Consider the following 17935-nt stretch of genomic DNA (forward strand, 5'->3'; position numbering starts at 1 on the left):
CAGCGCCGTATGCAGTCCGAGCACCTCATCGAGAAGGTCGGCAAGGAACTGCGCGGCATGATGAGCTGGCTCAAAAAGTAAGACAACCCAACCCGCGGAGGAGAAGTGACTATGCGCAGTGATAATGTCAAAAAAGGGCCGGAGCGCGCGCCCAACCGCAGCCTGTTCTATGCGCTGGGCTACACGCCCGAGGAGCTGGACCGTCCGCTGATCGGCGTCGTTTCGGCGTACAGCGAGATCGTGCCCGGCCATATGAACCTGGACAAGCTGGCCGATGCCGTCATGGCGGGCGTCCGGATGGCGGGCGGCACGCCGGTGCTGATTCCGTCCATCGGTGTCTGCGACGGCATTGCGATGGGCCACATCGGCATGAAGTATTCGCTGGCCAGCCGTGAGCTGATCTGCGACAGCGTCGAGACGATGTTCATGGCCCACCAGCTGGACGGCCTGGTTCTGGTGCCCAACTGCGACAAGATCGTGCCCGGCATGGTCATGGCGGCGGTCCGGATGGATGTGCCCGCCATCGTCTGCTCGGGCGGCCCGATGCTCGCCGGCAGCTACGGCGGCGAGGAGGTCAGCCTGTCCAAGATGTTCGAGGCCGTCGGCGCCTACAAGGCCGGCATGATCGACGACGCCCAGCTCGAGGACTGCACCTGCAACTGCTGCCCGTCCTGCGGCTCCTGCTCCGGCATGTACACGGCCAACTCGATGAACTGCCTGTGCGAGGCCATCGGCATCGCGCTGCCCGGCAACGGCACCATCCCGGCGGTCTATTCCCGCCGTCTGCAGCTGGGCAAGCAGTCCGGCATGGCCATCATGGACCTGGTCAGGAACAACGTCACGGCCCGGCGTATCATCAACGAGCGCTCCATCCGCAACGCCCTGACCTGCGACATGGCGCTCGGCTGCTCCACCAACACGGTGCTGCACCTGCTGGCCATCGCCTATGAGGCCGGCGTGCCCATCGACCTCAAGCTCTTCAACGAGATCAGCGCCCGCACCCCCAACCTCTGCCACCTGGCCCCGGCCGGTCCGACCCACATGCCGGACCTCTACGCCGCGGGCGGCATCCCGGCCGTCCAGGCCGAGCTGGCCAAGGCGGGGCTGCTGGACCTCGACGTGCCGACTGTGACCGGCAAGACGCTGGGCGAGAACATCGCCGGCGCGCACATCCTCAACGAGAAGGCCATCCGCCCGATCGACAATCCCTACAGCCCCAACGGCGGCCTGCAGATCCTCTGGGGCAACATCGCGCCGGACGGCTGCGTCGTCAAGCGCAGCGCCGTCGCGCCCGAAATGCAGGTCCACGCCGGCCCGGCCCGGGTCTTTGACAGCGAGGAGACCGCCATTGATGCGATCTATAACGGCCGCATCCATCCCGGCGATGTCGTGGTCATCCGGTACGAAGGCCCCAAGGGCGGCCCCGGTATGCGGGAGATGCTCAACCCCACCAGTGCGCTGGCCGGCATGAAGCTGGACACCACGGTGGCACTGATCACCGACGGCCGGTTCTCCGGCGCGTCGCGCGGCGCGGCCATCGGCCACGTCAGCCCCGAAGCCGCCTCGGGCGGGCCGATCGGCCTGATCGAGGAGGGCGATACCATCGAGATCAACATCCCCGAAGCGTCCATCCACCTCGCCGTGTCGGAGGAGGAGCTGGCCCGCCGCCGTGCGGCTTACCGCCAGCCCGAACCCAACATCAAGACCGGCTGGCTGGCCCGCTACGCCCGGATGGTGGCCTCGGCCAACCTCGGTGCCGTCATGCAGTAATCCCTGACAAAACAAACCCGCCCCCGGAACCAGACGGTTCCGGGGGCGGGTTTTGTCATTCGTTGCGGTAGGCGTCGTCAAACAGCCCGATCACGCCGGTCTTGTCCAGATCCGGCCCCGCGTATTCATGTACCGGGCGTTCCAGCCCCGGGATCGCCGGCGTGCTGCCGGGATCGGCGTAGATCGTCACATCGTCGTCCCGCTGGCCGGGTGGCGATGCCAGATCCAGGTTTTCCAGCAGCTCCTGCATCGCGCCGCAGTCGGCGGGCACGTCGGTCAGGCTGGCGCCGTAATGGCTGAACAGCACGGTGCCGTCCACGGCCAGCACCAGGGTCAGCGGCAGCTGCTGCTTGCCGTCCTTGGGCGGGCGGTAGCCGTGCTTCTTGGCCTCCCGCATGATCTGCCAGGCCTCCAGGCTGTAGCTGGTCAGCGGGCCGCTGCGGGTCGGAATGTCCAGCAGGTCGTACAGCACGCCCTGCGCGTCGCAGAGCAGCGGGTAGGGCAGGGTATCCGGCCCGATGCTGGGGGCCAGCTTGTCCGCCCGGGACCGCACAACCAGCGCAAACCCGCCGCCCGTCAGCTCGCCGCGGGTCCGCGCATAGCGGGACGCAAAGGTGCGGGTGACCGGGTGCCCGAAGTTGCTCATAAAGACCAGCACCAGCGGCGACTGGGCGGCCAGCAGCTCCCGGAAGCTGTTCTGTGCGCTGTACGGGGTGTCATACCGGAAAAAAGGCACCCGCCCTCCCGGTGCAATGCGGTTGGACACAGAGGCACCTCCCTTCCTGGTCCGCGTGCGGAAAAACCGTACAGATACGGAAAAAGGGAGGTTTTCCCTCCCTTTCAAAAAACACAAATCACCCGCACGGCCGTCTGCAGCCAATCAAAACCTACCGGTATATGGCAGGTGGGTGCCCTGCTCCCACGATCACGCTCCCTTCTTCCGCTTGCCGCGTATACGCGGGGCGGGAGGTCTGCGATCCGGTGGGAGACAAATCCGGGCTCCCGAATATTGATTAGTAGGATTATATAAAGCTGCAACAAGTCGAACCGCGCAGGTTACGGCAATTTGTCAGGACACCGGTCCGTCGATCTCGTCGTCGTCGATGTCGTACATGGCCTTCAGGCGTTCCTCAAAGACCTTTCCAACGGTCAGAAGCTCCTCGTCGTCGTCCACAATATCCATATATTCCCCGGCGTCATCGGTACCGATGCGCATCAGGATCAGCTCGGCTTCCTCATCCAGGCTCTCGGGGTCCTCCTGATACGGGATCACGGCCAGATAACGGGTACCGTTGACCTCGGTGGCGTCAATCACTTCAAAGGTGCATTCCTTGCCGTCCTCGTCCTCCAGGGTCAGAAGATCGGGTGCGGCTTCCTGCATCATTTCGGGGTTCAGTTCGTCTGCCATGGTAGTTCTCCTGTCTTGTTTCGTTTGGTCTGCTTATAGTGTACTGTTTTTTTCGTGAAACGTCAAGCTATTCATTTGACCAATTCTGTGGTATAATATTCTACACCTGGGACAAAAGGAGGCGGGCTGCCCATGAACAGAATTCTACGCATGATGGTGCCGGTGTGGATGCTGGCACTGCTTCTCTGCGGATGCGGCGGGGCGGGCTCGACGGTCTCGCGCAGCACGGTGGACAGCACCGAGCGGCAGTTCACCGCCCCCGCGGACGGCGATTTCATCGCGATTTTTTCCACCTCCCTGGGGGAGATCCGCGCCGTGCTCTACCCCGATGCCGCGCCGATGGCGGTGCAGAATTTTGTGGGGCTGGCCCGCGGCGGCTACTATGACAATACCGTGATCTGGCGGGTCGAGGAAGGCTTTGTGGTGCAGGGCGGCGACGCCGGCGGCACCGGCACGGGCGGCGCCACGATCTGGTCCAACAACCCCTATCCGCTCGAGGCCTCCTCCTCGCTGCGCCACTATGCGGGGGCGCTCTGTGCGGCTTTCGCGACGGGCGGCGACGTGCAGGGCGGCAACAGCCAGTTCTATTTCGTCACGGCCCTGCCGGACAGTGTCGGCAAGGAGATGCAGCAGCAGCTGCGGGACAACGGCTATACCGACGAACAGGTTTCGGCCTATGCGGCGGCCGGCGGACTGCCCTATCTCGACAACACCGACACGGTCTTCGGCCAGATCTACGAGGGCATGGAGGTCGCCGACGCGATGGCGGCCGTCCCGACGGTCCGCAACGAGGACGGCACCGAGAGTTCCACCCCCGAGGACCCCATCACGATCTACAAGGTCACCATCGACAACTATCCCGGCCCCTCGACGGAGGAGAGCGCCGCCTGGCTGACGCCCGAAGCGTCCACGCAGGCCACGCCCGAACCCACGCCGGAATCCTGAGAGCGCTGCAATCTCAGTATATGCACCGGAAAGCAAAAAATACCCGCGGAATGCGTCGGCATTCCGCGGGTATTTTGGTACAGCAGGCAGGGGGTTATTTTTTGGTGTTGCCGCCCATCCGGCGATCCCGGCGGGCGTACTCGGCCAGCGCCTCATCAAAGCAGCTCTTGGTGAAGTCGGGGAAGAGCACCGGCGTGAAGTAGAACTCGGCATAGGCACACTGCCACAGCAGGAAGTTGGACAGCCGCTGCTCGCCGCTGGTGCGGATCATCAGGTCGACGGGCGGCAGCTGCCGGTACAGATGCCGCTCCACAACCGACTCGTCAATCTCCTCGGGCTGCAGCGTCCCGGCCTTGACCTCGCCGGCCATCGCACGCATGGCGTCGGTCAGCTCGGCGTGGGACCCGTAGTTCAGGCAGAAATTCACAATGCCGGTGCGGTTGTTGCGGGTCAGGTCCATCATGTAATCCATCGCCGACAGCACCCGGGGCTGCAGCCCCTCGCGCCGGCCGCTGAACAGAACCTGGCAGTCCCGCTCGTTCATCTCCTCGGCAATGCTCTTGAAGTTGTTGGCAAAGAGGTCCATCAGATACCCTACCTCGCGGGCATCGCGGGTGAAGTTCTCGGTGGAAAAGACATAGAGGCTCAGCACCTTCACGCCGCAGTCGCCCACGGCATAGCGGGTGATCTCCTTGAGCCGGTCAAAGCCGGCCTTGTGGCCAAAACTCACCGGCAGGCCGCGCTTTTTGGCCCAGCGGCGGTTGCCGTCCACGATGATGGCGGCATGGGTGGGAATGCGGGACAGGCTCTCGGCAGGCATACAGTTTCCTCCTTACGGTTGTTCGGGGCGGACAAGGTCGGGCGGCTCCTCGTCGGGATGGGCGCGGCGCCAGTCCAGGAACCCTTCCAGGATGACGGCGGCCGACACCGAGTCGATGCGCGCCTTGCGGTCGGCGCCGTAGACGCCGTTGCCGGACAGAATCCCGGCGGCCGAGACCGTCGTGCGCCGCTCGTCCCACAGGACCACGGCGGTGCCGCAGACCTGGGCCAGCCGAGCGGCAAACCGGCGGCTCTTGACGCAGCGGGACCCTTCGGTGCCGTCCATGTTGCGGGGCAGCCCCACCACCACGCCGCCGGCACCCTGGGCGCGCATGGCCTCGGCGGCCCGGTCGGCCACCTTGTTCAGACTTCTCTCTTCGATCTGCGGTGTCATCGGGGTCACCAGCAGCTCGGTGGCGTCACAGACCGCCAGCCCGGTGCGGTGTTCCCCGTAATCGACGGCGATCCATTTCATGGCACAGCCCCCTTTTTGCTGCTATTATAGCACGCCGCCCGCGGCGGCGCAAGGCAGGTCAGAACCCGCGGCGGTCCAGCTGCATCGTCAGCAGACTGGCCAGCAGGATCTTGAGCACATCGCCGGGCAGATAGGGCACCACGCAGACGGCCAGACTCTGCACGAGCCCCAGACCGGTCAGCACCATGTACCAGACGGTGCCCAGCGCGTAGCAGGCCGCACAGCCCATCACGCAGGCGGCGGCCAGCCGCACAAAGCCGCGGGGCCGGTGGGCCGCCACCAGACCGGTGACGACGGCGCCCAGCAGATACCCGACGGCATAGCCGCCCGTCTTGCCGAACAGCGCCGCCGGACCGCCCTGGAACCCGGCCATGATGGGCACGCCGATGGCGGCCAGCGCCAGATAGACGCCCAGCGAAGCGCCGCCCCAGACCGGGCCGAGCATCGTGCCCGCCATGTAGACCGCGAACAAAGCCAGATTGACCGGGATGCCCCACGGCGTGGGGATCGCCAGCTGGCTGCACACGCCGGCCAGCGCCGCAAACAGCGCACAGCTGACCATCTGGCGCACATGGCTGTGACGGGAAGTGGTGGAATGCATCAAAACTCCTCCTTTGAGCCGGGCAGACAGCCCGCATTGCTGCCATTATAGACCGCCCGGCCCCCGCTTGTCAACGAACCCGGCCTGGCGGAGTTCGTGCCGCAGATAATCCAGCCGCTGCAGCTGCCGCTCCATGGCGTGAATCTGCTCCAGCACGGCGCTGCGCCTCTTCTCGAGCAGGAGAAGCCGCCGGCCGGCGGTGGACGCCCCCTGCAGCGCAAGCCGCAGATAGACCTCCACCTCCGCCGCAGAAAATCCGATGTCGTGCAGGGTCAGCAGGATGCTCAGCCGCGCAAGGTCGGTGTCGCCGCACGGGCTGTCCGCGCCGCCAAACCCCCAGCTCTCGTACTCCCGCAGAACAAACATCGGAATCCGATAGCGTTCGCCGGCTTCCTGTATCGTCATGACGCCGCCTCCCCAATGAAAAATGCGGGCATCCCTGCCCGGGATACCCACATTCTAACCCGCTTTTCCGGTTCTGTCGAATGCCTGTTTTCTTTCCTCAGAGATGCCCGTCAGACATTTTTGAGGTGCCGGTGAAAGGCCTGCGCCGCCGGCGTCAGCATCTGGTCCTTCTTCCAGACCAGCACGGTGCCGGTTTCCACTTTGGGGGAGAGGGGAAGGAACCGCAGATCGTCAAACGCCATGTTCAGATCAAAGCTCAGCGCCGTGCCGACGCCGCAGCGCACCATGTTGGCGGCGTTCAGCACCAGGTTGAAGGTGGCCGCAATCTGCAGCTTGTCCCACCGCTCCCCGAACCAGCCGGACAGTTCCCGCTGGACGCTTTCCCGCCCGCTGATCAGCAGCGGGACCGCCTCCAGGTCCTGCGGCGTCACGGCCCCGAGGGCGGCCAGCGGCGAATCCGCCCGCACCAGCACCCCCCAGCGGTCCTTCTCGGCCATCCGGCAAAAGGCGTACTGGCCCACATCCACCGGCTCGGTCAGCAGTCCCATGTCGAGCAGCCCCATGTCCAGCCGCTCCTTCACATCGTCGGCGTTCGCGCTGAAGATGCGGAACACCACCCCGGGATACCGTTCCCGGAAGGTGACGATTGCCCGGGACAGAAAGGACATGCTCCGGGTTTCCCCCGCGCCGATCGCGATTTCGCCGACCAGCTCGGTCTGCGGTGCGGAAAATTCCCGGACGGTCTTGTCCGCCAGCTCCACCAGTTCCTGGGCGCGGCGGCGCAGCAGCATCCCCTCGTCGGTCAGCACAATGCGGTAGCGGCTGCGGTGAAACAGCGTGACCCCCAGCTCCTCCTCCAGCTGCATCAGCTGCCGGGACAGGGTCGGCTGGGTCAGATGCAGCACCGCCGCCGCCCGGGTGATGTTTTCCTCCCGCGCCACGGCCAGAAAATATCGCAGAACCCGAAGCTCCATCTCGCTCCCTCCTCGGTTCCATCCTACCATGTCCGCGCCTGCGGCGCAAGACAAAAATGCCTGAAAAGAATTTTTGCACATACAAAATGAGTATTTTACATTTTTCACCGCCGGCCGTACAATAAAGACAGAGCCCAAGAGCAGCTCCCCTCCGCGGAGGGTTCCCGTCCGGAGTCCCTCGGCGCGGACCTCTACGAGATCCGGCCCGCCGTGCCCTATACGAGCGCCGACCTGGACTGGAGAAACCCGCGCTCGCGCAGCAGCGTCGAGATGAAGGACCCGCATTCCCGCCCGGCGCTGGCCGACACCGACGCGCCGGTTGCCGGCCATACGGTGCTGTTCCTCGGCTTCCCGATCTGGTGGTATCGGGCACCGACCCTTCTCAACACCTTCCTGGAACACTACGATTTCACCGGAAAGACCATCGTCCTGTTTGCGACCTCGGGCGGCAGCGGCCTGGGCCGGTCGGCGGAGGGACTGCGGGACAGCGCCCCCGGCGCCAGAATCCTGGATGGCCGGATGCTCAACGGCCGCCCGGACAAACAGGAACTGCAGGCATGGGTAGCCGGACTGAAACTCTGAGGTGAACCAGAATGAATTACACAATGCTCGGCAAATCCGATCTGAAGGTCTCCCGCATCTGCATGGGCTGCATGGGATTCGGCGATGCGCACAGCGGCCAGCACGCCTGGACTCTCGACGAACCCCATTCCCGGGAAATCATCCGCCGCGGCCTGGAACTGGGCGTCAATTTCTTTGACACCGCGATTGCCTATCAAAGCGGCACCAGCGAACAGTATCTGGGCCGTGCGCTGCGGGACTTCGCCGACCGGGACCAGGTGGTTGTGGCCACCAAGTTCCTGCCCCGCACCGACGAGGAGATCGCGGCCGGCATCACCGGCCAGGAGCACATCCGCCGGATGCTGGACAAAAGCCTTGAGAACCTCGGGATGGACTATGTGGACCTCTACATCTATCACATGTGGGATTACCGGACCCCGCTGTATGACATCATGGAGGGCCTCAACAACGCCGTGAAGGCGGGCAAGGCCCGGTACATCGGCATCTCCAACTGTTTTGCCTGGCAGCTGACCAAGGCCAACGCCCTGGCACAGCGGGAGGGCTTTGCGGAGTTTGTCTCGGTTCAGGGGCACTACAATCTGATCTTCCGCGAGGAGGAGCGCGAGATGGTGCCCTGCTGCCGGGAGGAGGGGATTGCCCTGACCCCGTACAGCGCGCTGGCCGGCGGGCGCCTGTCCAAGCATCCCGGCGAGAGCTCGAGGCGCCTGCGGGAGGACAGCTACGCCCGGCTCAAATACGGCGCGGCCCACGACCAGGACGCCCCGATCCTCGCCCGCGTGGCCGAGCTGGCCGACCGCCGCGGCGTGTCGATGACGGAGATCTCGCTGGCGTGGCTGCTGACCAAGGTCACGGCCCCGGTGGTGGGCGCCACCAAATTCCACCACATCGAGGGCGCCGCGCGATCGGTGGATCTCCGGCTGACGGGGGAGGAGTGCGCCTATCTGGAGGAACTGTATACGCCGCATCCGCTGGTGGGCGTCATGGCGCAGAACACCGCCGGTGCGGCCGGCGAGGACCATGTCTGGTCGGTCGGGCGGCAGACGGTCTGAGAATAACACAAAAGGCGGACGGCTTTTGCCGTCCGCCTTTTGTGTCCGGCGGCCCGCCGGGCAATCTGCCTGCGGAATCCACCGGAGGATGTTTTTTTGGAAGGTAAACCGTAGATACGGGAAATCGCAGAAAATCAGCTTAGCGCTGGATACGGCCGGAGCCGTCGCCGCCGGCCAGCTTCTCGACCTCAGCCACGGTGACCATGTTGTAGTCGCCCTCGATGGAGTGCTTCAGAGCGGAAGCAGCCACGGCGAACTCAACGGCATCCTGGGTGCTCTTGCCGGTCAGCAGGCTGTAGATCAGGCCGCCGCCGAAGGAGTCACCGCCGCCGACGCGGTCGATGATGTGCAGGTCGTACTTCTTGCTGAAGCAGTACTCGTTGGTGGCAACGTCGTAGAGCATGGCGCTCCAGCCGTTGTCGAAGGCGGAGTGAGACTCACGCAGCGTGATGGCAACCTTCTCGAAGCCGAACTTGTCGGCCAGCTGCTTGGCAACGCTCTTGTAGCCCTCGCGGTTGATCTCGCCGGCGTAGATGTCGGTGGCCTCAGCCTCGATGCCGAACACGTCCTTGGCATCCTCCTCGTTGGAGATGCAGACGTCGACGTACTGGCACAGATCGGTCATCGCAGCGCGGGCTTCCTCACGGGTCCACAGCTTGCCGCGGTAGTTCAGGTCGCAGCTGATCTTGACGCCATGCGCCTTGGCAGCCTTGCAGGCCTCACGGCAGATGTCGACAACATTGGGGCCCAGGGCCGGCGTGATGCCGGTGAAGTGGAACCAGTCCACGCCCTCGAAGATGGAATCCCAGTCGAAGTCGGCGGTGGAAGCTTCCTGGATGGCGGAATGGGCACGGTCGTAGATGCAGACGCTGCCGCGCTGGGAAGCGCCCTTCTCGTTGAAGTAGATGCCCACACGGTCGCCGCCGCGGACGATCTTGGAGGTGTCAACGCCGTAGCGGCGCAGGCTGTTCACAGCGGCCTGGCCGATGGCATGGGCGGGCAGCTTGGTCACATAGACGGCATCGAGACCGTAGTTGGCCAGAGAGACCGCAACGTTGGCCTCGCCGCCGCCGAACGTGAACTCCAGGTGGTCAGCCTGGACAAAACGCTCGTAGTTGTAGGGCTGCAGACGGATCATCAGTTCGCCAAAAGTAACGACTTTCATGAAGAGTACTCCTTTTATCAGTTATTTGCTTTCAACAGCATCGAGGTTCTTGTTATTTCTGAACCAGGTGGATCGCGAAGCCGGCAACCTCGTCCGCCAGGTAGATGGCGGTGTTCTTGCCGTTCTTGTTGACCATGCTGTCCATATCGAACTTCACGCCGCGGCGGCTCAGATGATAGACGGCGCGGTCAATGTTGTTGCACTTGATGGCAATGTGACCATGGGTGCCGCGGCCCGGCTTCTTCATGATCTCAAATTCCTTGTTGCCCACAAAGATGCTGCTGTTGCCCGGCTTGACGGCCATGCTCAGCAGGGCGCCCAGCGTCTCGGCAGTCTTCATGGCCTCGGTGTCGTCGGCGCAGTTGATGCCGATGTGGCCCAGCTCGAGGCCCAGCATCACGTCAACGGCCTCCTTGCACATGGCCGTGATCTCGTCCCAGGCGCCGGCCTTGATCTTGTCGCTCTTGCACATCCAGGTGCCGCCGACAGCGATGATCTGGTCATAGCCCAGGTAATCGTTGACGTTCTTGGCGTTGACGCCGCCGGTGCACATCCACTTGGCGGACTTCAGCGCAGCGCCGATGTTCTTGAGCATGCCGACGCCGCCGTTGGCCTCGGCCGGGAAGAACTTCAGGACCTCGCAGCCCTGGTTCATGGCCTGCTGCATCTCACCGGCAGAAGCGGTGCCGGGCATCATCAGGCCGCCCTTGGCGATGACATGGGCGTTGACGTTGGGATCGTAACCGGGCGCCACGATGAAGGAAGCGCCGGCAGCCAGAGCACGGTCGGCCTGGTCGCAGGTCAGAACGGTGCCGGCACCGAGCAGCATGTCGGGCAGCTCCTCATGAATCTTCTTGATGCACTCTTCGGCACAGGCGGTGCGGAAGGTGACTTCGGCGGCGGGCAGACCGCCGTCCATCAGGGCCTTGCACAGAGGGATGGCCTCATCCACGCTGTTGAAGGCAATGACGGGGATGATGCCGATTTCGTAAACACGCTGAAGAACAGGATTCATAACACATTCTCCTTATCGAAATTGGTTTACTTCGGGTTTACCGTTCCGGGCGCGGACGGATTCCTCATGGTGGAACCGCGTTCCGCAGCTGACTGATTTCATTATACAAATTCTGCGGCGTCACGTCAATCGGTCAAATTTACCAGTCCAGATTCTGTTTTTTTTGGCAGAATTGTGGGGGTTCCGTCCTGCGGGATGCCCCTTGCGAAAATGAACGTTTGCTGGTATACTGAATTCCACAATGCGGAACCGCGGACCATTCCCGACGGACGGGGCGCGGTTTGCTGCAAATTGTGAATATTTTGTTAATTTTCGGACGCGGAGGTCAAAGCATGGCGGAGCAGATGGAAAAAAGCGGGGAAAAAGGCGGTGTCCAGAGCGTAGCGCGGATTTTTGAGCTCATCGAGGTGCTGGCGGCCCATCCGTCGGGTGCCAGCCTGCAGCGGCTTGCCACCGAGGCGGGCCTGGCCAAGAGCACGGCGCACCGGCTGCTGGGCAGTCTGGTGGGGCTGGGATATGCCATGCAGGATGCCGAGACCGGCAAATACCGGCTGACCCTCAAGATGTTTGAGATCTCGTCGGGGATTGTCAACAATATGGACGTGATGAGCGTGGCCAAGATCCATCTGGAACGGCTGGCCCAGCGCACCGGCGAGGCGGTTCACCTCGTGATCCGCGACGCGCAGGACATTGTCTACATTTATAAGACCGAGAGCGGCCCGATGCGGATGTCCAGCCGGGTGGGGCTGCGCAGCCCGCTGTACTGCACCGGCGTGGGCAAGGCGATCCTGGCCACGCTGACCGAGCGGGAGGTCGAGGACATCTGGCGGCACAGCAGCCCGCAGAAGCTGACCGGCCGCACGGTGACCGACCTCGACGCGCTCAAGGCGCAGCTGGGCGAGGTGCGGGCCTGCGGCTACGCGATTGACGACGAGGAGAACGAGCTGGGCATCCGCTGCGTGGCGCTGGCCATCCCGGGCCCGGGCGGCAAGGCGGACAGCGCCTTTTCGATCAGCGGGCTGGCGCCCTACATGACGCCGGAGCGCATCCGCCGCGTGGCGGCCCTGGCGCTGGAGACCCGCGCCGACATCCTGCGCGACCTGGGCCTGCAGCGGCTGTGAGCAGGTAGACAAAGCACGTCCGGCAACGTATAATGAGAGCGGGGCGGCCCTGCGGTCTGCCCCGGGAAGAATATTTATATAAGGAAAGAAGTCCTTGGTATGCCTGAACAGACGCTCGGCGTTCTGTTGGCCTTTGCGGGAGCGGGATTTGCCGGCGCAGTGGCAATCCTGGCCAAGCTGGGCTATCGTCATCTGGATTCCAATCTCGCCACGGCACTGCGCACCGTGGTGGTCCTGATCTGTGCCTGCGGGATGGTCGTCCTGACCGGACTGCACACCTCCCTGGCCGACATCTCGGCCCGGAGCTGGCTGTTCCTGACCCTGTCGGGGCTGGCCACCGGCGGCAGCTGGCTGTGCTATTTCCGGGCGCTGCAGCTCGGCGATGTCAACAAGGTCGCGCCCATCGACAAGTCCAGCACGGTCATGACGATGCTGCTGGCGGTGCCGCTGCTCGGCGAGGGCCTTGACGCCCAGAAACTCGTCTGCATCGTCCTCATCGCGGCCGGCACGCTGCTCATGATCTCCCGCCGCGCCGGGACGCCCCGCACCCAGTCCTCGCCGGCCTGGCTGTGGTACGCCGTGGCCAGCGCCCTCTTTGCGGCCCTGACCTCCATCCTGACCAAGATCGGCATCACGGGGGTGGACTCCACACTCGGCACCGCCATCCGCACGGCGGTCGTGCTGGTCATGGCGTGGGTCATGGTCTTTGTGGCCGGCGGCCGGCATCTGGGGGCGGACCTGCGGGCCATCGACGGCAAAAGCTGGCTGTTCCTTGCGCTGTCCGGCCTGTGCACCGGCGGCAGCTGGCTGTGCCAGAATCGCAGCCTCCAGCTCATCGACGCCTCGCTGGCGGCGCCCATCGACAAACTGTCCATCCTGGTCACCGTGGCATTCTCCCGCCTGGTCTTCGGCGAGCGGCTCAGCCGCAAAGCCGCCCTGGGACTGGTGCTGCTGGTGGCCGGTACCCTCGGCCTTCTGCTCTGAGATACCCGAAAGAGGTCTGCCATGAATCTGATTTTCGCCGCGTTCGCTTCGCTGGACGGCTACCGGGAAGGCTCCAACGCCAACCTGGGCCGCCGGGTGTATGACCGCTGCCTTGTGGTAGCGCTGGCCAGCGCCCGGCGGTGCAACCCCGACTGCGACGTGGCCCTCGTGACCAACACCGCCCCGCCCGAGCCCTTTGCCCGGCAGCTGGCCGAGGCCGGGGTGCAGGTGCTGCTCTGCCCGTTCAGCCGCTATCGGTTTGAAGCCGACCTGGCCTGGTCGCTGGCCTACTACAAGCTCTGTGCGCTGCGGTATCTGCTGGATACCGCCGACTACGACCATCTGGCGATGCTGGACGCCGACACCTACACCCAGCGCCCCTTCGGGGACATCTGGCGGGAAGCCGACGAGGCCGTGCTGCTCTACCAGGTGCCCCATCCGGCCAGCCAGGAGATGGCGGCGCGGATCAGCGAAACCTACAATGCCCTCTATCCGCCCCGGGACGGCCGGCCCCGCACGCTGACCCATTTCGGCGGCGAGTTCGTGGCGGGCAGCGCGGCGCGGCTGCGGGCCTTCCTCGAAGTCTGCGACGAGGTGTTTGACCGGATGCAGGCCACCGGCGTCCGCAGCCCCGACGGGGACGAGGCCATCCTGGCCGCCGCAGCCTACCGCTGTCAGCAGCAGGGACGCCCGGTGCGGGCCGCCAACTGCTATGTGTTCCGGTTCTGGCTGGGGGCCCGGTTCTATTATGTCTCAACCAACTACCGGCTGGACCCGCTGTGCGTGCTGCACCTTCCGGGCAGCGCCAAGACGCGGCAGCTGGCGGTTCTCTACACATACTACACACGGCACGGCTGCTTCCCGCCCGACCGCAGGGTCTGGCGGCTTTGCTGCCTGCCGGCCGCCCGGCCCCCGCTGCTGCGCAGCCTTGCGGTGCGCCTGCGGGCCCGGCTGGGATTCTGAAGTTCTGGAGGTACCCATGCCCGACATCAAACGACCCCGTCTGAACCTCAAACGATACCGCGCCGCCCATCCCTATGCGCCGTCCCGGGTGCCGGGCGCCGACGCGGATGCCCTGACCCCCATGATGAAGGCCATCAAGGCGGTGCACAGCGTCACCAGCACCGGCTCCACCCAGCCGGAGGACCTCGAACGGCAGCGCAGCGCGCAGGAACTGTTCGGCCGGCTGGTCACCCCCAACCGGCTCATCAACACGACGCCGCTGACCATCGGCACCATCCCGGCCGAGTGGGTGCGGATGAACCAGGGCCATGACCGCCGCCATGTGGTGCTGTACTGCCACGGCGGCGGCTACACCTGCGGCCAGCTGGGCTATGCCCGGGTGCTGGCCAGCAAACTGGCGCTGACAACCGGCTGCGATGTGCTGAGCTTTGAATACCGCCTGGCCCCCGAACACCCCTACCCGGCCGCGGTCGAGGATGCCCAGCGGGTCTGGGATTATCTGATGTTCATGGGTATCGGCGCCCACGACGTGATTGTGGCGGGGGACTCGGCGGGCGGCAACCTGGCGCTGGAACTGGCGCTGACCATCAAACAGCAGGGCAGACACCAGCCCCGGGCCCTGATCCTGATGAGCCCCTGGACCGACCTGTCGATGTCCGGCCCCTCGATGGAGAGCTGCCGCGAACTGGACCCCATGCTGACCGAAACCTATATTGACTCCTGCCGCATTGCCTACCGCGGCATTGACCCCAACTCGCCGGACTGGACGGACCCGCGGCTCTCCCCGCTGTTCGGGGACCTGCGCGGTCTGCCGCCCACCCTGATCCAGGTGGGTTCCAACGAGATCCTCAAATCCGATGCCGAGCGGCTCTATGAATCCATGCGTGCCCAGGGGGTCTATGCCTCGCTGGAGATCTATGCCGAATGCTGGCATGTCTTCCAGCAGATGCCCACCCCGCATGCTGCCCAGGCCATGGACAGCGTCGGACGCTTTGTACAGCGGATGCTCTGACGGCGCCGCTGGAAAGGAGGGCCTGCCATGCCCGAAACGTGGTACCAAGTGGACAACGTGGCCAAGGTGTTCCTGGCCTCCATCACCCGGCGGGACCCGCGGGTTTTCCGGGTCAGCTGTACGCTGACGGCGCCGGTGGACCCGGCACTGCTGGATGCCGCGCTGGCACGGACGGCGCGGGAACAGCCGCAGTTCCAGGTCACCTTGCACCGGGGCCTGTTCTGGCATTATCTCGAATCCAGCGCCAAGCAGCCGCGGGCCGTGCCCGAAACGCTGCCCCCCTGCGCCGCGATCTACGGCCCGGACGAGAAAAAGAACGAACTGCTCTACCGGGTCAGCTACTACGGCTGCCGCATCAATGTCGAGATGTTCCACGCCCTCAGCGACGGCAACGGCGGCCTGATCTTCCTCAAGTCGGTGGTGCGCAACTATCTGCAGCTGCAGCACCCCGACACCCTCGCCAATGTGCCGGACGACACCGGCGCCAGCAACGAGGAGGCCGGGCAGGACAGCTTCCGCAAATATTATACCCGCGGCGGCAGCGAAACCCAGGACCCGGTGAACCGGCGCAAATCCTACCGGATGCGGGGGTTCAAGCTGCCCGGCGACCAGGTGCGCTTTCTGGAAGCCCACCTCTCGGTGCAGCAGGTCCTGCAGGCGTCCCGGGCCATGGGGGTCACCCTGACCAGCTTCCTGGCGGCCGCCCAGATGCTCGCGGTCTATCGCCAGATGCCCGCCGTGGAGCGGGGCAAGGCGGTGTCGGTCAGTCTGCCGGTCAACCTGCGCAACTATTTTGACTCCCAGACTTCCCGCAACTTCTTCAACTCGGTGCGGGTCGGCTGGGTCTTTGACGGCACCGAGACGCTGGAATCGCTGGCCCGCGGCTTTGACGCCAAGCTCCGCCGCGCCCTGCAGGACGACAGCGTCAAGGCCCGGATGAACAGCTACGAAAAACTCGAGCGGATGCCCGGCATCAAGCCGGTGCCGCTCTTCATCAAGAACGCGGTGGTGGGGTTCTTCAACTATCTGGAATCCCGCAAGGTCACGCTGACCCTCTCCAACATGGGCCGCATCACGGTGCGGGACGAGCTGGCCCCCTATATCGAGGGGTTCTCGGCCTTCTGCAGCAGCGACTCGATGTTCACGACGGTCTGCTCCTACGGGGATGACCTTGTGCTGGGAACGACCTGGGCCTACCGCGGCACCGCGGTGCTGCGCGATTTTTACCGCTCCCTGGCCGACGCCGGGCTGGACATTACCCTCTATGCGACGGAGGTGGATCACGAATGAAAAGCTGTCCGCACTGCCATGTCCGGGTGGGCGGCTCCACCAACTACTGCCCGCTCTGCCAGAGTCCGCTCGTGCCGCTCCCCGGCCCCGAAACCCCGGACCGCTACCCGGCGGTGGAATCGGGGCATCGCCGGGCCTCGCTGCTCTATCAGATCTTTGCCTTTGTGCTGCTGGCGGGGGCGGCGGTCTGCATCGCGGTGGATTTCCTGCTCACCGAGGGCAGCCATCTGCACTGGAGCCTGCTGGTGCTGGCCTTCGCGGCGGCGGCCCTGCTGCTGCTGCGCGCTTTGCTGCGCCGCGGCCGCAACGCCCCCCGGCTGATCTTCCAGATCCTGGTGGGGGCCTCGCTGCTGGCGGTCTTCTGCGATGCCTTCCTGGGCACCGTGGATGTCAGCATCGACTACGTCGTGCCGATCCTGTGCTGCGTGGCGCTGGTGCTCAACTTCATCTTCTCCTTTGTCAACCGCCTGTTCACCGAGAATGCCCTCGTCTATCTGCTGCTCAACATGGTCATCGGCATCGTGCCCTATATCGCGCTGGCCCTGCACCGCTCGGCCCGCCCGCCGCTGACCTGGTGGCTGTGTATGGTCATCAGCGTTGTGACCTTCCTGGGCCTTGTCATCTTCAAGGGCCGGACGCTGTGGGCGGAATTCCAGAAGCGCCTGCACCTGTGACACCGCCCGAAACTGCGCAATTCCGCCCCTTTGCCCATTGACACCGCCGCGACAGGGCGGTATACTTAACCCGTGTCCGCAAAAAAACGCGAAAACGGACGCATCGTTTTGGAAAAGGAGCACGGAATCATGAAAAACAACAGTGTCAAATCCGTCGTCGCCGTCGGCATCGGCGCGGCGCTCTTCTTCGTGCTGGGCCGCTTTGTGGCCATCCCCAGCCCGATTCCCAACACCAACATCAGCCTGCAGTACGCCGTTCTGGGCCTGCTGGCTGCCATGTACGGCCCCATCGCCGGCGGCCTGATCGGCTTCATCGGCCATACGCTCATCGACCTCTCCTGGGGCGGCAGCGTGTGGTGGAGCTGGGTCATCGCCTCCGCCTTCGTGGGCGTCATCGTCGGCCTGGTTGCCAACCGCCTCAAGCTTGAGGAGGGGGACTTCGGCAAGGGCAAGTTCATCACCTTCCTGGTGGCCAACGTCGTGGCCCATGCGGTGGCCTGGATCGGCATTGCACCGGTCCTGGACATCCTGATGTTTGCCGAGCCGGCCAACAAGGTTTTCAGCCAGGGCGTCTTTGCTGCCATCGCCAACATGCTCACCGCTGTGGTGGTCGGCGGCCTGCTGATCGTTGCCTATACCCGCACGATCGCCAAGAAAGGCTCGCTGGATAAGGAATAAACCCG

General features: G+C 64.6%; 20 protein-coding genes and 1 other RNA gene. 11 read left to right on the top strand and 10 right to left on the bottom strand.

The window, feature by feature from the left end:
- The first annotated feature begins 111 nt into the window (after positions 1–111).
- A complete protein-coding gene (ilvD, locus tag U0L91_RS01515; RefSeq protein WP_330044282.1) occupies positions 112–1770 on the top strand; it encodes a dihydroxy-acid dehydratase in 1659 nt (552 codons plus the stop codon).
- 55 nt (positions 1771–1825) lie between these two features.
- On the opposite strand, the gene U0L91_RS01520 is transcribed toward ilvD, so the two are convergent.
- The 3 genes from U0L91_RS01520 to U0L91_RS01530 form a co-directional block, all read right to left on the bottom strand.
- On the bottom strand, positions 1826–2536 hold the full coding sequence (locus U0L91_RS01520; RefSeq protein ID WP_330044284.1) for a thioredoxin domain-containing protein: 711 nt from the start codon (positions 2534–2536) through the stop codon (positions 1826–1828).
- An 85-nt stretch (positions 2537–2621) separates the two neighbouring features.
- A non-coding RNA gene (gene ssrS / locus U0L91_RS01525) (6S RNA) lies at positions 2622–2831 on the bottom strand.
- An 8-nt stretch (positions 2832–2839) separates the two neighbouring features.
- The gene (locus U0L91_RS01530; protein WP_330044286.1) at positions 2840–3178 is read right to left on the bottom strand and encodes a DUF1292 domain-containing protein; all 339 of its coding nucleotides are present in this window, start codon (positions 3176–3178) and stop codon (positions 2840–2842) included.
- Positions 3179–3310: 132 nt separating this feature from the next.
- Between U0L91_RS01530 and U0L91_RS01535 the strand changes: the two genes are divergently transcribed.
- The gene (locus U0L91_RS01535) at positions 3311–4123 is read left to right on the top strand and encodes a peptidylprolyl isomerase (RefSeq protein ID WP_330044288.1); all 813 of its coding nucleotides are present in this window, start codon (positions 3311–3313) and stop codon (positions 4121–4123) included.
- A gap of 94 nt (positions 4124–4217) precedes the next feature.
- On the opposite strand, the gene uppS is transcribed toward U0L91_RS01535, so the two are convergent.
- The 5 genes from uppS to U0L91_RS01560 all read right to left on the bottom strand — a co-directional run bounded on the left by uppS (position 4218) and on the right by U0L91_RS01560 (position 7397).
- On the bottom strand, positions 4218–4943 hold the full coding sequence (gene uppS, locus U0L91_RS01540; RefSeq protein WP_330044290.1) for a polyprenyl diphosphate synthase: 726 nt from the start codon (positions 4941–4943) through the stop codon (positions 4218–4220).
- A gap of 12 nt (positions 4944–4955) precedes the next feature.
- Positions 4956–5417: a Holliday junction resolvase RuvX gene (gene ruvX, locus U0L91_RS01545; RefSeq protein ID WP_330044292.1), complete on the bottom strand. Its 462-nt coding sequence runs from the start codon at positions 5415–5417 to the stop codon at positions 4956–4958.
- Between the two features lie 58 nt (positions 5418–5475).
- A complete protein-coding gene (locus U0L91_RS01550) occupies positions 5476–6018 on the bottom strand; it encodes a biotin transporter BioY (RefSeq protein WP_330044294.1) in 543 nt (180 codons plus the stop codon).
- Positions 6019–6063: 45 nt separating this feature from the next.
- On the bottom strand, positions 6064–6423 hold the full coding sequence (locus U0L91_RS01555; protein ID WP_330044296.1) for a MerR family transcriptional regulator: 360 nt from the start codon (positions 6421–6423) through the stop codon (positions 6064–6066).
- A 110-nt stretch (positions 6424–6533) separates the two neighbouring features.
- Complete coding sequence (locus U0L91_RS01560; RefSeq protein WP_330044297.1) at positions 6534–7397, bottom strand: LysR family transcriptional regulator; 864 nt, start codon at positions 7395–7397, stop codon at positions 6534–6536.
- 99 nt (positions 7398–7496) lie between these two features.
- On the opposite strand from U0L91_RS01560, the gene U0L91_RS01565 reads away from it, so the two are divergent.
- Together U0L91_RS01565 and U0L91_RS01570 are read left to right on the top strand one after the other, a co-directional pair.
- Complete coding sequence (locus U0L91_RS01565) at positions 7497–7979, top strand: flavodoxin (protein WP_330044346.1); 483 nt, start codon at positions 7497–7499, stop codon at positions 7977–7979.
- An 11-nt stretch (positions 7980–7990) separates the two neighbouring features.
- A complete protein-coding gene (locus U0L91_RS01570) occupies positions 7991–9028 on the top strand; it encodes an aldo/keto reductase (RefSeq protein WP_330044299.1) in 1038 nt (345 codons plus the stop codon).
- 139 nt (positions 9029–9167) lie between these two features.
- Here the strand turns inward: U0L91_RS01570 and U0L91_RS01575 are convergent, their stop codons facing one another.
- Both U0L91_RS01575 and eda read right to left on the bottom strand, forming a co-directional pair.
- Positions 9168–10193 carry a sugar kinase gene (locus U0L91_RS01575; RefSeq protein ID WP_330044301.1) on the bottom strand — a complete coding sequence of 342 codons (1026 nt, stop codon included), beginning with the start codon at positions 10191–10193 and terminating at the stop codon, positions 9168–9170.
- Between the two features lie 52 nt (positions 10194–10245).
- Positions 10246–11208 carry a bifunctional 4-hydroxy-2-oxoglutarate aldolase/2-dehydro-3-deoxy-phosphogluconate aldolase gene (gene eda / locus U0L91_RS01580; RefSeq protein ID WP_330044303.1) on the bottom strand — a complete coding sequence of 321 codons (963 nt, stop codon included), beginning with the start codon at positions 11206–11208 and terminating at the stop codon, positions 10246–10248.
- A 332-nt stretch (positions 11209–11540) separates the two neighbouring features.
- On the opposite strand from eda, the gene U0L91_RS01585 reads away from it, so the two are divergent.
- From U0L91_RS01585 to U0L91_RS01615, 7 genes are all read left to right on the top strand, one after another.
- Positions 11541–12329 carry an IclR family transcriptional regulator gene (locus U0L91_RS01585; protein ID WP_330044304.1) on the top strand — a complete coding sequence of 263 codons (789 nt, stop codon included), beginning with the start codon at positions 11541–11543 and terminating at the stop codon, positions 12327–12329.
- Positions 12330–12428: 99 nt separating this feature from the next.
- Positions 12429–13313, top strand: coding sequence for an EamA family transporter (locus U0L91_RS01590; RefSeq protein ID WP_330044306.1), 885 nt, complete (start codon positions 12429–12431; stop codon positions 13311–13313).
- Between the two features lie 21 nt (positions 13314–13334).
- Positions 13335–14276: a hypothetical protein gene (locus U0L91_RS01595; RefSeq protein ID WP_330044308.1), complete on the top strand. Its 942-nt coding sequence runs from the start codon at positions 13335–13337 to the stop codon at positions 14274–14276.
- A 16-nt stretch (positions 14277–14292) separates the two neighbouring features.
- Entirely contained in the window at positions 14293–15288 is a 996-nt protein-coding gene (locus U0L91_RS01600; RefSeq protein WP_330044310.1) for an alpha/beta hydrolase, read from the top strand.
- Between the two features lie 27 nt (positions 15289–15315).
- Positions 15316–16578, top strand: coding sequence for a condensation domain-containing protein (locus tag U0L91_RS01605; protein WP_330044311.1), 1263 nt, complete (start codon positions 15316–15318; stop codon positions 16576–16578).
- Complete coding sequence (locus U0L91_RS01610) at positions 16575–17252, top strand: DUF6320 domain-containing protein (RefSeq protein WP_330044313.1); 678 nt, start codon at positions 16575–16577, stop codon at positions 17250–17252. Before U0L91_RS01605 ends, U0L91_RS01610 begins: the two co-directional genes overlap by 4 nt.
- Before the next feature lie 129 nt (positions 17253–17381).
- Positions 17382–17930 (top strand): ECF-type riboflavin transporter substrate-binding protein, encoded by a 549-nt coding sequence (locus U0L91_RS01615; RefSeq protein ID WP_330044314.1) that lies wholly within the window; start codon positions 17382–17384, stop codon positions 17928–17930.
- The last annotated feature ends 5 nt before the right edge of the window (positions 17931–17935 follow it).

Source organism: Gemmiger sp. (assembly GCF_036306485.1).
Taxonomy (GTDB): Bacteria; Bacillota; Clostridia; order Oscillospirales; family Ruminococcaceae; genus Gemmiger.

Bases quoted from the DNA above. Each gene is read 5' to 3' on its own strand.
- ilvD (WP_330044282.1), top strand. From the start codon at position 112: ATGCGCAGTGATAATGTCAAAAAAGGGCCGGAGCGCGCGCCCAACCGC.
- U0L91_RS01530 (WP_330044286.1), bottom strand. From the start codon at position 3,178: ATGGCAGACGAACTGAACCCCGAAATGATGCAGGAAGCCGCACCCGAT.
- U0L91_RS01535 (WP_330044288.1), top strand. From the start codon at position 3,311: ATGAACAGAATTCTACGCATGATGGTGCCGGTGTGGATGCTGGCACTG.
- uppS (WP_330044290.1), bottom strand. From the start codon at position 4,943: ATGCCTGCCGAGAGCCTGTCCCGCATTCCCACCCATGCCGCCATCATC.
- ruvX (WP_330044292.1), bottom strand. From the start codon at position 5,417: ATGAAATGGATCGCCGTCGATTACGGGGAACACCGCACCGGGCTGGCG.
- U0L91_RS01550 (WP_330044294.1), bottom strand. From the start codon at position 6,018: ATGCATTCCACCACTTCCCGTCACAGCCATGTGCGCCAGATGGTCAGC.
- U0L91_RS01555 (WP_330044296.1), bottom strand. From the start codon at position 6,423: ATGACGATACAGGAAGCCGGCGAACGCTATCGGATTCCGATGTTTGTT.
- U0L91_RS01560 (WP_330044297.1), bottom strand. From the start codon at position 7,397: ATGGAGCTTCGGGTTCTGCGATATTTTCTGGCCGTGGCGCGGGAGGAA.
- U0L91_RS01570 (WP_330044299.1), top strand. From the start codon at position 7,991: ATGAATTACACAATGCTCGGCAAATCCGATCTGAAGGTCTCCCGCATC.
- U0L91_RS01575 (WP_330044301.1), bottom strand. From the start codon at position 10,193: ATGAAAGTCGTTACTTTTGGCGAACTGATGATCCGTCTGCAGCCCTAC.
- eda (WP_330044303.1), bottom strand. From the start codon at position 11,208: ATGAATCCTGTTCTTCAGCGTGTTTACGAAATCGGCATCATCCCCGTC.
- U0L91_RS01585 (WP_330044304.1), top strand. From the start codon at position 11,541: ATGGCGGAGCAGATGGAAAAAAGCGGGGAAAAAGGCGGTGTCCAGAGC.
- U0L91_RS01590 (WP_330044306.1), top strand. From the start codon at position 12,429: ATGCCTGAACAGACGCTCGGCGTTCTGTTGGCCTTTGCGGGAGCGGGA.
- U0L91_RS01595 (WP_330044308.1), top strand. From the start codon at position 13,335: ATGAATCTGATTTTCGCCGCGTTCGCTTCGCTGGACGGCTACCGGGAA.
- U0L91_RS01600 (WP_330044310.1), top strand. From the start codon at position 14,293: ATGCCCGACATCAAACGACCCCGTCTGAACCTCAAACGATACCGCGCC.
- U0L91_RS01605 (WP_330044311.1), top strand. From the start codon at position 15,316: ATGCCCGAAACGTGGTACCAAGTGGACAACGTGGCCAAGGTGTTCCTG.
- U0L91_RS01610 (WP_330044313.1), top strand. From the start codon at position 16,575: ATGAAAAGCTGTCCGCACTGCCATGTCCGGGTGGGCGGCTCCACCAAC.
- U0L91_RS01615 (WP_330044314.1), top strand. From the start codon at position 17,382: ATGAAAAACAACAGTGTCAAATCCGTCGTCGCCGTCGGCATCGGCGCG.